Consider the following 13,837-nt stretch of genomic DNA (forward strand, 5'->3'; position numbering starts at 1 on the left):
GCCTTGGTGGTGTGGCCGAGCGCCAGAAACACCACCGCGATCACGAACATCACCCGCAGCGGCGTCATGAACCGCGCCCGCCCGATCAGCGCGTGGCGCCCGACCGGGCCACCGACCATCCCGGACAGCGCCGAACCCAACACGTCGTTGCGGCTGGGGAGGTCGCGGTCGTCGTCGCTGCGCCGATCCTCCCCCAGTTCGGCCGGCGATACCCGATCCGTCACGGAGGCGGCGGCGCCCCCGGCACGCCTGGCGGACCCGGAGCCACCGGGGTCACCGGGGTCATCGGGCCGCCCGGGGCGGCGGGATCCGGGACCACCGGGACCCCTGGCGACGACGGGCCGACCGGCACCGTCGTCGGCGGCCCGATCGGGATGGTGATGCCCGGCGCCACCTCGATGGTCGGCTGGATGACGGTCTGCGACGGCAACGACGGATCGGTCCCGGGCCCGCCGTTGGGCTCCGACGACCTGGTGGGCGCGGCCGGAGCCTGCGGCACACCGGCGTAGCCGCCGATCTCGGTGGGCTTGGGGAACGACTCGTTGTCGGTGCCGTCCAGCGCACCGTCCATCGTGGACTTCCAGATGTCGGACGGCAGCCCGGAACCGTAGATCGGCCCACCCCACTGGTTCTGCAGCGGTTTGGTGCCCTCGGTGGTGCCGACCCAGACCGCGGTCGACAACGACGGTGTGTAGCCCACCATCCAGGCGTCCCGGTTGTCCTCGGTGTCGCCGAGCTGGTTGGTTCCGGTCTTGGCCGCCGACGGCCGCCCGCCGGCCAGATTGTGTCCGCGCGACCAGCCCGCGATCGGCTGCATCGCCGAGGTCACATTGTCGGCGACGGCCTTGTCGATCCGTTGTTCACCGTCGTCCTGCTGCGACGCATCGAACAGCACCTGGCCCGAGGAGTTGACGACCTTCTGCACGAAGTGCGGCTTGTGGTACATGCCCGACGCCGCCAGCGTCGCGTACGCCGAGGCCATGTCGAGCACCCGGGACTGGTACTGGCCCAGCACCACACCGTTGTTCGGCGGGCCGCCTTTACCGTCCTCGGACAGGGTGTGCTCGACGCCGGGGAAGCTCTCGGCCACCCCCGCGTCGTGGGCCGCCTTGGCGACGTCCTCCGGGCCGTTCTTCAACTTCAGCATCAGCCGGTAGTAGCTCGTGTTGAGCGAGCGCTTGAGCGCCTCGGCGACCGAGCACACGCCGCAACCCTCACCCTCCACGTTGCTGATCTTGATGCCGTTGACGGTGACCGGTGAGCTGTCGATCTGATAGCCCAGCCCGATGCCCTGCTGCAGCGCAGCGACCAGCGCGAAGACCTTGAACGAGGATCCGGTCGGCAACCCGGCCTGGGCGAAATCGAAACCGTTGGCATCCGATCCGCCGTAATACGCCTTGATCGCACCGTCATGCGGGTCGACCGAGACGATCGCCGTGCGCATGGTGGGATCCTGCCCGTCCAGGTACTTCGACGCGGCCTCCTCGGCGGACTCCTGCGCCTGCGGGTCGATCGTCGTGGTGACCTGCAGCCCCTCGGTGTTCAGCGCCTGCTCACTGACGTCGAACAGATCCTGCAGCTCCCTGGTGACCTGACGTTCGATCAGCCCGTTCGGACCGGTGGTCTGGTTCTGCTGGCTGGCCTGATCCGGGGGCACGGTCGCCGGGAAGACCTGCTGGGCGCGGTCGCTCTCGGACAGCGCGCCGATATCGACCATGCCGTCGAGCACCCAGTTCCACCGGTCGGCGGCACCGTCGGGATCCACCGCGGGATCCAGGCCCGACGGTCGCTGGATCAGCGCAGCCAGCAGGGCACCGTCGGCGACGGTGAGTTGCTCGACCGGTTTGCCGAAGTAGGCTTGCGAGGCCGCCGCGATGCCGTAGGAGCCGCGCCCGAAATAGATGATGTTCAGATAGGCCTGCATCACTTGGTCTTTGGACCACTGGCCGGCCATCTTCGTCGAGATGACCAACTCCTTGGCCTTGCGGATCAGCCCGCCGACGCCGGATCGCTCATCGCCGACCAGTGCGTTCTTGACGTACTGCTGGGTGATGGTCGACCCACCCTGCAGACCGCCGCCGCCGAACATGTTGTTCTTGATCGCACGCAGGAAGCCGGTGAACGAGAAGCCCGGGTTGGAGTAGAAGTCGCGGTCCTCGGCGGCCATCACCGCATCGCGGACGTGCTCGGGGATCTGATCGATCTTGACGTCGATCCGGTTGCCTTCCGGCGGCACGATCCTGGCGATCTCGCTGCCGTCGCTGGCCAGGATCGTCGACACCTGCGCGGTCCGGATATCGCCCGGCTGCGGCACCTCGACGATCAGGTAGGCCATGCCGAAGGTCACGATCGGCAACAGCACCATGGCCACCACCGCGGCGATCGCGCCGCGCCGCACCCACTTCCAGTTGATGTGGAATTGCTTGCCCGGCCGCGGCGCCTGGGGGCCGCCGCCGGACGGGCCGCCACCGCCGGGCGGCGGTGGTGGCGGCGGCTTGGGCGGCGGGGTGCCCTGCAGCGCGGCCCGCACGACGTCGAGGGGTGCCGGCTGCCCGTCGCGCACCGGCGGCAGCACGGCGGTCAACCGGTCGTCGGGCGGAGCCGGCGACCGGGTCGGGGGCCGCTGCTCGCGCCCGGCCGCAGGGTGCACGGGGGCGGGCGGACGGTTCTCGCGTGCGGGTGGGCGGTTCTGCCGGGCCCCGAGACGGCCGGCAGCATCACGGACGTCGTCAGCTGACCGGCCGTGGCGCCCTTCGCTATTCACTGGCCGTACGCGCGGACTTGCGCGTGTTTCGAGTACCGCGCGCCTTCGGGGGGCGAGGAGCGCCGAGCACATACGACTTGACCAGATGGTTCCAACTGCAGGTTCGACATACCTCCACCACGTGCACCGCAAACTCGTCGTAGCGACTTGCCAACAGAACCAGCTCCTCGGCCGTGCGCGCCGAGCCCGACACCGGCCCCAGGTGTTCGCCGAATACCCACGACACCAACGTCAGCTGCTCCTTACGGCAGATCGGGCACATCACCGAGCTCTGTTTTCCGTGGAACTTCGCGGCACGCAGCAAATAGGGGTTGGCATCGCAGACCTCCGAGACGCCGGTTCGCCCGGAATACACCTCGGCCAGCAGGGACCGGCGCCGAAGCGCGTAGTCCACCACCTGTCTCTGCAATCGCACGATCACCAGAGTACGTCGGGGCTCTGCGGACCGAGGCGCGACCGCGACACAGCTCATACGATCATCGGCGTGGTAACCCGGCAGACATCGGTTACGCGGGCCAAAGACAGCGACCGCGAAGACACCTGCAAAGTGCTCGACAGCGCGATGAGCGAGGGCCAGCTGTCCATGGAGGAGCACCGGCAGCGGGTGAGCGCGGCCACCAGCGCCACCACGCTGGGCGATCTGGCCGCCCTCGTGGCCGATCTGCAGAACTCCAACGCCCCGGTCCGGCTGCCGACCCTGTCCGAGCCCAAGCCGCAGCGGGCCCGCGCCACGGGACCGGGCTGGGGCCTGCGCGCCGCGGCGGGCGCCGTGCTGGTGGTGCTCGGCGTCGGAATCGGCTGGGGACTGTTCGGCGGGGCGTCCGCGCCGGGCGGTGGTCGCGAGGATCCCGGCGCGCAGCCCGACGGCATCGCGGCCGAGGTGCTGGCCCCGCCGCGGCAGCTGCAATCGCTCAACGGCTTCACCGGACTGTTCCAGCAGATGCAGCACAAGTTCGGCAACACCATGGGTTACGAACTCGACATCCGGCAGGACTGGGCCTCGCTGTACCGGCCCGACCCCCAGGACAACCGGCGCAAGGTCGACTACGACTACCGGGGCGGCTGGGGTGACGTCGACGGCCCGGCCAGCACCGTGGACAGCGAGGACAAGCTGGTCGACCTGGCGAAGTTCGACTACGAGAAGACGCTCGGCGTCCTGCGCGGGGCTCCCGAGACCGTCGGGATGAAACGGGGCGACGTCACCGACACCTGGCTGCGGATCACCGCATCCGAGGATCCCGCGACCCCGGACCTGGTCAACGTCGAGATCATCGCCAACAGCGACTTCGGCGTCGGGCGCATCGAGCTCTACCCGGACGGCACCACGAAGGCGATCTGGCCCGTGAATCCCTGAACCGCGGTGACAAAGTGTGCACTTTGGCAACTCCACTTGGCACTCAATATATCGGCGCGATACAGTTGCACGAGGTGTTGACCCGTCGTAGCGATCAATTCCATCCGATCTGTCGAAAGGGGTGATTTCGGTGCTGGAGCTCGCCATCCTGGGCCTTCTGCTCGAATCGCCCATGCACGGCTACGAGCTGCGAAAGCGACTGACAGGTCTCCTGGGGGCGTTTCGGGCGTTTTCCTACGGATCGCTGTATCCGGCACTGCGCCGCATGCAGGCCGACGGGCTGATCGTCGAGGACGCCGCACCGCAGGGTGCCACCAAGGTGCGCCGCGCGCGCCGGGTGTATCAACTGTCCGACGCCGGCAAGGAGCGGTTCGCCGAACTGGTCGCCGACACCGGACCCCAGAACTACTCCGACGACGGCTTCGGGGTTCACCTCGCCTTCTTCAACCGCACCCCGGCCGAGGCCAGGATGCGGATCTTGGAGGGGCGCCGTCGCCAGGTAGAGGAACGCCGGGAAGGTCTGCGCGAAGCCGTGGCGCGGGCCAGCAGTTCTTTCGACCGCTACACCCGCCAGCTCCACCAGTTGGGGCTGGAGTCCAGCGAACGAGAAGTGAACTGGCTCAACGAATTGATCGCGGCAGAACGACTGGGCCAAGGGCGCCCGGAGAAGACCTAGGCGCAGGCCTAAGCCGAGCAGTACCGAATTTGAGTTAAGGAGACCGTCCATGTCTGAGCACGCAGGAGAGATCCGGGTCGCCATCGTCGGCGTCGGCAACTGCGCATCGTCCCTGGTGCAGGGCGTGCAGTACTACTACAACGCCGATGAGAACACCACCGTGCCCGGCCTGATGCACGTGAAGTTCGGCCCGTACCACGTCCGTGACGTGAAGTTCGTGGCCGCGTTCGACGTGGACGCCAAGAAGGTCGGCTTCGACCTGTCCGAGGCCATCTTCGCGTCCGAGAACAACACCATCAAGATCGCCGACGTGCCGCCGACCAATGTGACGGTGCAGCGCGGCCCGACCCTCGACGGCATCGGCAAGTACTACGCCGACACCATCGAGGTGTCCGACACCGATCCGGTCGACGTGGTCAAGGCCCTCAAGGACGCCGAGGTCGACGTCCTGGTCTCCTACCTGCCCGTCGGCTCCGAAGAGGCCGACAAGTTCTACGCCCAGTGCGCGATCGACGCGGGTGTCGCCTTCGTCAACGCGCTGCCAGTGTTCATCGCCTCGGACCCGGTGTGGGCCAAGAAGTTCGAAGACGCCGGCGTCCCGATCGTCGGCGACGACATCAAGAGCCAGGTCGGTGCCACCATCACGCACCGGGTGATGGCCAAGCTGTTCGAGGACCGCGGCGTGCAGCTCGACCGCACCATGCAGCTCAACGTCGGCGGCAACATGGACTTCCTCAACATGCTCGAGCGTTCCCGGCTGGAGTCCAAGAAGATCTCCAAGACCCAGGCCGTCACCTCCAACCTGCAGCGCGAGTTCAACACCAAGGATGTGCACATCGGCCCGTCCGACCACGTCGGCTGGCTCGACGACCGCAAATGGGCCTATGTCCGCCTGGAGGGCCGCGCGTTCGGCGATGTGCCGCTGAACCTGGAGTACAAGCTCGAGGTGTGGGACTCGCCCAACTCGGCGGGCGTCATCATCGACGCGGTGCGCGCGGCCAAGATCGCCAAGGACCGCGGCCTCGGCGGCCCGATCGTCCCGGCCTCGGCCTACCTGATGAAGAGCCCGCCCAAGCAGCTGCCCGACGACGTCGCCCGGGCGCAGCTGGAGACCTTCATCGAGAGCTAGTTCCCCGCGATTTGTGGAGTCTTAGCCGCGTCCAGCGCGGGTAAGACTCCACAAATCGCTGTGGGTATGGTCGGAAGTCATGGTCTCCGACGACGAACTCCCCGGCCTCGACGAGTTCGGGCTGCTGCATGAGAACGCCGAGCAGATCGGGGCCGAGGCGATTCCCCCGGTGCAACGCATCGAGCACGGCCCGGTCAGCGCGCTGAGGTTCGGCGCCGAACCCCCGCGGGTGGTGTTCCTGCACGGCGGCGGCCAGAACGCCCACACCTGGGACACCGTGATCCTCGGGCTCGGCGAGCCCGCGCTGGCGATCGATCTGCCGGGGCACGGCCACAGCGCCTGGCGCGACGACGGCGACTACGGGCCGAAACTCAATGCCCAGAGCCTGATTCCGGTGCTGCGCGAGCACGCCCCGCGGCCGCGCCTGATGGTCGGGATGTCGCTGGGCGGATTGACCGCACTGCGGATCGCCGTGACCGAACCCGCACTGATCCCGGAGCTCGCCCTGGTCGACGTCACCCCCTCGGCCCCGGAGCGCCACACCGAGATGACCAAGGCCCAGATGGGCACCGTAGCCCTGGTGCGCGAGGAGCGGACCTTTCCGTCGTTTCAGGCGATGCTCGACGTGACCATCGCCGCCGCCCCGAACCGCGATCCGAACTCGTTGCGCCGCGGCGTGTTCCACAACTCCAGGCAACTCGACGACGGCAGCTGGGCGTGGCGGTACGACTCGTTCCGCAAAGGCGAAGGATTTGAAGGACTCTGGGATGACGTGCCCGCCGTCACCATGCCCACCACGCTGATCCGGGGCGCCGACTCGTTCTTCGTCAACGACGCCGACGCCGAGCAGTTCGCCGCGACCGCGCCCGGCTTCCGGCGCACCCACGTGGTCGCCGGCTCCGGGCATTCGGTGCAGGGCGATCAGCCGGCCGCACTGGTGGCGATCCTGCGCGGCATCCTCGACGGATGAGACCGGGCGCGGCCGACTCCGTTGCCGGCCGTTCACCGTCCTGTTCACAACTGATTGCCAAACTCCCGTAGGTTTCCGCCGGACCGGTCGACCAGCCCTCGGCCGGTATTCGAGCGGAAGGATCTGCGCGCATGGCGCTTGTACCGTTGAATCTCCTTGTCAGCCACGGTGGAACCTCGTCCCGCCAGCACATCACCTGCCGCTACCGGTGCGGTGACGCGTGTTCGAAACCCGCTCCCAACACCAGCAACAACGAGTATTTCGGTGACATCGTGGCGCGGATGTCGCGCCGCTCGGTGCTGCAGGCGGCGGGCGTCACCGTGCTGGCCGTCGGCGCCGGGTCGGTGCTGGCCGCGTGCGGCACCGAAGACCAGCCACCCGCGGCGGAGCCGTCCAACGCGGCCGCGGCCACCGAGACACCGCCCGGCATGAAGTTCGACGCGGTGGCACCCAACACCGAGGACGCCGTGGTGATCCCCGGCGGCTACCGGCAGCAGGTGGTGATCGCCTGGGGCGACCCGGTGCTGCCCGATGCGCCGGCGTTCGACCTCGCCAAGCAGACCGCCGACGCCCAGCGCAAACAGTTCGGCTTCAACAACGACTTCGCGGCGCTCATGCCGGTTCCCGGCCAGGACGGCCGCTTCCTGCTGGTCACCAACTTCGAGTACGTCACGCCGCAGTTCATGTTCCCCGGCTACAACCCCGACGCCCCCACCCGTGAGCAGTTCGACATCGAGATCGCCGCGGTCGGCATGGGGGTCGTCGAGGTCGAGCGCTCCCCCGACGGTGCGCTCAAACCGGTGATGGGCCGCTACAACCGGCGCATCACCGCCGATACCCCGTTCACCCTGACCGGGCCCGCCGCGGGAACCGATTTCGTCAAGACCGCCGCCGACCCGACCGGGCGTAGGGTGGCAGGCACCTTCGACAACTGCTCGGGCGGAGTAACTCCCTGGGGCACAGTGCTTTCCGGCGAAGAGAACTTCAACAGCCGGTTCGGTGCGGCCGAGGGCAGCCCACAACCCAAGCCGGTGGACGCCGACCGGTTCGACCGCTACGGCATCGCCATCGAACCCTCGGAACTCAAGTGGGAGGACTTCGACCCCCGGTTCGATCTGACCAAGACGCCCAACGAGGCCAACCGGTTCGGCTACGTCGTCGAGATCAACCCGTGGGATCCCGCGTCCACACCCGTCAAACACTCCGCGATGGGCCGCTTCAAACACGAATCGGCCAACATCTACGTCACCGACGACGGCACCGTCGTCTCCTACACCGGCGACGACGAACGCTTCGACTACATGTACAAATTCGTCTCGGCCAAGAAGATCCAACCGGGGACCGAGCCGGCCGCCATGGCCCACAACATGACGATCCTGGACGAGGGCACGCTCTACGTCGCGAAGCTGACCAGCGACATCCCGGCCGGCGAGATCGACGGGTCCGGCAAGCTGCCGTCGAAAGGCTCCTTCTCCGGGGCAGGCACCTGGATCCCGCTGCTGAAGTCCGGTCCGGACGGGGCCGCCGAATCCCTGGTCGACGGCGTCACCGCAGAGGAGGTCGCGGTGTTCACCCGGATGGCCTCCGACAAGGCCGGTGCGACCAAGATGGACCGCCCCGAAGATTTCGAGGCCAACCCACACACCGGCAAGCTGTACGTCGCCCTCACCAACAACGACAAGCGCGGCACCGAGGGCAAGGCGCCCGTCGACGCCGCCAACCCGCGCAACGAGAACAAGAACGGCCAGATCCTGGAGATCACCGACAACCACGCCGGCACCGATTTCACCTGGGACCTGCTGCTGGTGTGCGGTGACCCGAAGGTGGCCGACACCTACTTCGCCGGGTTCGACAAAACCAAGGTCAGCCCGATCTCCTGCCCGGACAACCTGGCCTTCGACAACCACGGCAACCTGTGGATCTCCACCGACGGGAACGCGCTGGATTCCAACGACGGCCTGTTCGCGGTGGCCCTCGACGGGCCGAATCGTGGTGAGACCAAACAGTTCCTGACCGTGCCGGTGGGCGCCGAGACCTGCGGGCCGGTGGTGACCGACAACCTGGTCACGGTGTGCGTGCAGCATCCGGGCGAGGGCGACGACTACAGCGTGGAGAAGCCGCTGTCGCACTGGCCCGGCGGGGCCGACTCACCGGCCCGCCCCGCGGTGGTCGCGGTGTGGAAGCAGGACGGGAATATCGGGGTCTGATGAAACGTACGGTTGTGCTGTGACCTATCCCATTCGCATCGGCGTCCAACTGCAGCCGCAACACTCCCCCACCTACCGCCACATCCGCGACGCGGTCCGCCGCGCCGAAGACCTCGGCGTCGACATCGCCTTCAACTGGGACCACTTCTTCCCGCTCTACGGCGATCCCGACGGCGCGCACTACGAATGCTGGACCATGCTCGGCGCGTGGGCCGAGCAGACCTCACGCATCGAGATCGGCGCCCTGGTCAGCTGCAATTCCTACCGGAACCCCGAGCTGCTGGCCGATATGGCCCGCACCGTCGACCACATCTCCGACGGCCGGCTCATCCTCGGCATCGGATCGGGTTGGAAGCAGAAGGATTACGACGAGTACGGCTACGAGTTCGGCACCGCGGGCGGGCGCCTCGACGATCTGGCGCAGGCGCTGCCCCGGATCAGCGCCCGGCTGGCCAAGCTCAACCCCGCACCCACCCGGGAGATCCCGATCCTGATCGGCGGGCAGGGTGAACGCAAGACCCTGCGCCTGGTGGCCGAACACGCCCACATCTGGCACGCGTTCGTCGACCGCACCACCTATCCGGGCAAGGCCGAGGTGCTCGCCGAGCACTGCGGCACCGTCGGCCGCGACGCCGCGACCGTCGAGCGCTCGGCCGGAGTCCAGGAGTCCGGCGGCATCGACGCGATGCTGGCCGAGGCCGACGCGCTGGCTGACCTCGGCGTCACCATCCTCACCGTCGGGATCAACGGGCCGGATTACGACCTGACCGCGGCAGAAGCGCTGTGCCGGTGGCGGGATGGCCGCGCGGCGGGGCCGGCCTGAACCCGGCCGACATTCGGCGCTGACTCCGGTCACCCGACGCGCGATCCCATGAGAAACTTGCGCATCGCCATCACCGCAGGGGGGCCGCAGCAGGGTGCCGAAGAAGTACGGGCTGAAGGAAAAAGACCAGGTTGTCACCTACATCATCAACCTGGTGATGACGGGCAAGCTCCGCAGCGGTGACCGGATCGACCGCAACGAGATCGTCCGCGATCTCGGATTGAGCCGGGTACCGATCCAGGAGGCCGTCGTGCAGTTGGAGCACGACGGCATCCTGTCCACCCGGTATCACCGCGGCGCCTTCGTCTCGCGCTTCGACGAGGCCGCCGTCGCCGAGCACCACGAGCTCTACGGCCTGCTCAACGGCATCGCCTCGGCCCGCTGCGCGGCCAACCCGACCCCACGCATCCTGGCCCACCTCGACGAGACGCTGCGTACCATCCGGGCCACCAAGGACACCCGGTCCTTCCAGGAGGCGTGCTGGGTGTTCCGCGACGCCATCAACGACGAATACGCCGGTCCCCGGCTGCAGGCCACCATCCGGGCCGGGAAATCCTTCGCCCCGTCGGACTTCTGGTTGACCTATCCGAGGGCCAAGGCCGACTTCCTCGAGGGTTACGAGGAGGAGACCGAAGCCATCCATGCTCGCGACCCCGACGCCGCCCGCCGGGTCTGCTGCGAACGCTCCGAGCTCATGGCCAAGGTGATGATCGCCGAACTCACCAGGCGCGGAGTGTTCGGTGATTTGCGGTCCCCGTGAGCCGAACCACATCCCGGCATGCGGCCAACCACTAGGTTCCATCAGATGAGCCTCAGACGTTGTGCCGCGCTGGTGGCGTCGATCCTGATCGTCATGGGGCTGGTGCTCGCCGGCCCGGCGGGCGCCGACGTCGACCAGTGTTCGCCGCCGGGGGTGGACAGCGCCAGCGCGCTGCCCACCAACCTGGCCGCGGCGGCCACCGGTCCCGGCGCCGACAAATACACCACCCCGACCGTGGCACCGCTGGACTCGATCCAGCCGGACCGACTGGGGCTCGCCACTCCTGGGGTGCTCACCGTCGGCACGCTGTCGGACGCGCCGCCCAGCATCTGCATCGACTCGGCAGGCCAGTTCACCGGCTTCGACAACGAGGTGCTGCGGGCCGTCGCCGACAAGCTCGGCTTGCGGGTCAACTTCGTCGGCACCGAGTTCTCCGGACTGTTGGCCCAGACCGCATCGCGACGCTTCGACGTCGCGTCGTCGTCGATCACGACCACCGACGCCCGGCGCCGCACCGTCGGATTCACCAACGGCTACGACTTCGGCTACTTCTCCCTCGTGGTGCCCTCCGGCTCCGCCATCACCGGCTTCGACAAGCTCGCCCCCGGCCAGCGGATCGGCGTCGTGCAGGGCACCGTCCAGGAGGCCTACGTCATCGACACGCTGCACCTGGAGCCGGTCAAGTACCCGGACTACAACACCGTCTACGCGAGCCTCAAGACCCGCCAGATCGACGCCTGGGTGGCACCGTCGCAGCAGGCCTCGGGGACCGTGCAGCCGGGGGATCCGGCCCAGATCATCGAAAACACGTTCAGCCTGGACAATTTCGTGGCCTGGGCGGTGGCCAAGGAGAACCGGCCGCTGATCGACGCGCTCAACTCCGGGCTCGACGCGGTCATCGCCGACGGCACCTGGTCCCGGCTGTACTCGGACTGGGTGCCGCGCGCCCTTCCGCCAGGGTGGAAACCCGGCTCCAAGGCCGCACCCGTACCCCAGCTGCCCGACTTCGACGCGATCGCGGCAAGCCAGGACAAGCCGGCCACCGACGCCGCGGCACCCAAATCCACACTGGCGCAACTGGCCGACTCGTTCGGCGACTGGGAGCTCTACAAGCAGGCCATCCCCGATCTGCTCAAGACCGGCCTGCCCAACACCCTGATCCTGACCGTGTCCGCGGGCATCATCGGCCTGCTGCTCGGGATGGGACTTGCGGTGGCGGGCATCTCGCGGTCGGCGTGGCTGCGCTGGCCGGCGCGGGTGTACACCGACATCTTCCGCGGCCTGCCCGAGGTGGTCATCATCCTGCTGATCGGGCTGGGCATCGGCCCGGTGGTCGGATCGCTCACCGGCAACAACCCCTACCCGTTGGGCATCGCGGCACTGGGGCTGATGGCGGCGGCCTATATCGGGGAGATCTTCCGCTCCGGCATCCAGAGCGTCGAGGCCGGGCAGCTGGAGGCGTCGCGGGCGCTGGGCTTCAGCTACACCTCGTCGATGCGCCTTGTGGTGGTTCCGCAGGGGGTGCGCCGCGTGCTGCCCGCGCTGGTGAACCAGTTCATCTCGCTGCTCAAGGCGTCCTCGCTGGTGTACTTCCTCGGCCTGATCGCCAACCAGCGCGAGCTGTTCCAGGTGGGCCGTGACCTCAACGCGCAGACCGGAAATCTGTCACCGCTGGTGGCGGCGGGCCTGTTCTACCTGATCCTGACGATCCCGCTGACCCACCTGGTGAACTACATCGACAACCGCCTGCGCAAGGGCCGGCCACCGGCCGAGGAGGATGACCCGCTGTCGCCCACCGCCACCCAGGAGATGATCTGATGTCGGCTCCGGAACCGGTATCCTTGGCGGCCAACGATATTCATCTGTCGTTCGGGCCGAACGCGGTGCTGCGCGGCGTGGAGCTCGACGTTCCCGCCGGGACGACGACCGCCGTCATCGGGCCGTCCGGATCGGGGAAGTCGACGCTGCTGCGCACCTTGAACCGGCTGTACGAACCCGACCGCGGCGACATCCTGCTGGACGGGCGTTCGGTGCTGACCGACAATCCGGATCTGTTGCGGCAGCGGATCGGCATGGTGTTCCAGCAGTTCAACCTGTTCCCGCACCGCACCGTGCTCGACAATGTCACGCTGGGCCCGCGCAAGCTCAAAGGGCTCGGCGCCGACGCGGCGCGCGAGCTCGGCTTGGCCCAGCTGGATCGAGTCGGCCTGCGGCACAAGGCCGATGTGCGGCCGGCCACGCTGTCGGGCGGCCAGCAGCAACGTGTCGCGATCGCCCGGGCCCTCGCGATGGCACCCCAGGTGATGTTCTTCGACGAGGCCACCTCGGCGCTGGACCCCGAACTGGTCAAGGGCATTCTCACGTTGATCGCCGATCTGGCCGGCGACGGGATGACCATCGTCGCGGTCACCCACGAGATGGGGTTCGCCCGCTCCACGGCCGATTCGGTGGTGTTCATGGACCACGGCAAGGTCGTCGAGTCCGGCCCGCCCGACCAGATCTTCGACGCCGCCGAGACCGACCGGCTGCGCCGATTCCTGTCACAGGTGCTCTGATCCGACCTGTTCCGGGCCGACATGGGCGCGCGAAACGAGCAACGTGTCATCGTGACAGAACCAGACAGGTTAGACTAGCGAATTATGGTGGAGACCGAATCCCAGGTCACAGAGCTGGCTGGGGAACTGCAACGGGTGCTCTCCAAGGTTTTCTCGGTGCTGCGCCGCGGCGACACCCACAAAGGGACCGCCGGGGAGCTCACCCTGGCCCAGTTGTCGATCCTGCTCACCCTGCTCGACCAGGGGCCGATCCGGATGACCGAACTGGCCGCGCGCGAGCGGGTCCGCACCCCCACCACCACCGTCGCGATCCGCCGGCTGGAGAAGCTCGGCCTGGTCAAACGCTCCCGCGACCCTTCCGACCTGCGTGCCGTCCTGGTCGACGTGACGCCACGGGGCCTGGTCCAGCACCGCGAATCGCTGGCCGCCCGGCGCGCCGATCTGGCCACCCGGCTCGCCAGGCTCAGCGCCGAGGACCTCGAAACCCTGGCCAAGGCGCTCGCCCCGCTGGAGCGGCTGGCCGGCCAGGGCCAGGACGGCGGGCACGACGGCGAGGAGTCCGCGCACTCTCCCATCGCCCCGACCGGGTGCGAATAACC

The 13,837-nt window shown here is 68.1% G+C and carries 12 protein-coding genes and 1 pseudogene; 10 read left to right on the plus strand and 3 right to left on the minus strand.

Going from position 1 to position 13,837, the window contains the following annotated elements; all coding sequences use genetic code 11:
- The 3 genes and pseudogenes from ACWDTP_RS09945 to ACWDTP_RS09955 form a co-directional block, all read right to left on the minus strand.
- Positions 1-224 (minus strand): annotated as a pseudogene (locus tag ACWDTP_RS09945) (hypothetical protein); the annotation flags it as partial.
- Positions 221-2,764 carry a transglycosylase domain-containing protein gene (locus ACWDTP_RS09950; protein ID WP_450019056.1) on the minus strand — a complete coding sequence of 848 codons (2,544 nt, stop codon included), beginning with the start codon at positions 2,762-2,764 and terminating at the stop codon, positions 221-223. The pseudogene ACWDTP_RS09945 and the gene ACWDTP_RS09950, both read right to left, overlap by 4 nt.
- Positions 2,757-3,179 (minus strand): DUF5318 family protein, encoded by a 423-nt coding sequence (locus ACWDTP_RS09955; RefSeq protein ID WP_450019058.1) that lies wholly within the window; start codon positions 3,177-3,179, stop codon positions 2,757-2,759. Before ACWDTP_RS09955 ends, ACWDTP_RS09950 begins: the two co-directional genes overlap by 8 nt.
- 69 nt (positions 3,180-3,248) lie before the next feature.
- Here ACWDTP_RS09955 and ACWDTP_RS09960 point away from each other — a divergent pair, with 69 nt between their 5' ends.
- From ACWDTP_RS09960 to ACWDTP_RS10005, 10 genes are all read left to right on the plus strand, one after another.
- Positions 3,249-4,118, plus strand: a complete 870-nt coding sequence (locus tag ACWDTP_RS09960) for a DUF1707 SHOCT-like domain-containing protein (RefSeq protein ID WP_450019060.1) — start codon at positions 3,249-3,251, stop codon at positions 4,116-4,118.
- A gap of 130 nt (positions 4,119-4,248) precedes the next feature.
- A complete protein-coding gene (locus tag ACWDTP_RS09965) occupies positions 4,249-4,794 on the plus strand; it encodes a PadR family transcriptional regulator (RefSeq protein WP_450019062.1) in 546 nt (181 codons plus the stop codon).
- 49 nt (positions 4,795-4,843) lie between these two features.
- Positions 4,844-5,923, plus strand: coding sequence for an inositol-3-phosphate synthase (locus ACWDTP_RS09970; protein WP_450019064.1), 1,080 nt, complete (start codon positions 4,844-4,846; stop codon positions 5,921-5,923).
- A gap of 79 nt (positions 5,924-6,002) precedes the next feature.
- Positions 6,003-6,893 (plus strand): alpha/beta fold hydrolase, encoded by an 891-nt coding sequence (locus tag ACWDTP_RS09975; protein ID WP_450019066.1) that lies wholly within the window; start codon positions 6,003-6,005, stop codon positions 6,891-6,893.
- Positions 6,894-7,024: 131 nt separating this feature from the next.
- Entirely contained in the window at positions 7,025-9,100 is a 2,076-nt protein-coding gene (locus ACWDTP_RS09980) for a PhoX family protein (protein WP_450019068.1), read from the plus strand.
- Between the two features lie 19 nt (positions 9,101-9,119).
- The gene (locus ACWDTP_RS09985; protein WP_450019070.1) at positions 9,120-9,923 is read left to right on the plus strand and encodes an LLM class F420-dependent oxidoreductase; all 804 of its coding nucleotides are present in this window, start codon (positions 9,120-9,122) and stop codon (positions 9,921-9,923) included.
- 94 nt (positions 9,924-10,017) lie between these two features.
- Positions 10,018-10,683 (plus strand): GntR family transcriptional regulator, encoded by a 666-nt coding sequence (locus ACWDTP_RS09990; RefSeq protein WP_450019072.1) that lies wholly within the window; start codon positions 10,018-10,020, stop codon positions 10,681-10,683.
- Positions 10,684-10,728: 45 nt separating this feature from the next.
- Positions 10,729-12,501: an ABC transporter substrate-binding protein/permease gene (locus ACWDTP_RS09995; RefSeq protein ID WP_450019074.1), complete on the plus strand. Its 1,773-nt coding sequence runs from the start codon at positions 10,729-10,731 to the stop codon at positions 12,499-12,501.
- Complete coding sequence (locus ACWDTP_RS10000) at positions 12,501-13,238, plus strand: amino acid ABC transporter ATP-binding protein (RefSeq protein WP_450019076.1); 738 nt, start codon at positions 12,501-12,503, stop codon at positions 13,236-13,238. The genes ACWDTP_RS09995 and ACWDTP_RS10000 overlap by 1 nt, the downstream gene beginning before the upstream one ends.
- Before the next feature lie 84 nt (positions 13,239-13,322).
- On the plus strand, positions 13,323-13,835 hold the full coding sequence (locus ACWDTP_RS10005) for a MarR family winged helix-turn-helix transcriptional regulator (protein WP_450019078.1): 513 nt from the start codon (positions 13,323-13,325) through the stop codon (positions 13,833-13,835).
- Positions 13,836-13,837 lie beyond the last annotated feature (2 nt).

Source organism: Mycobacterium sp. NPDC003449 (genome assembly GCF_053588415.1).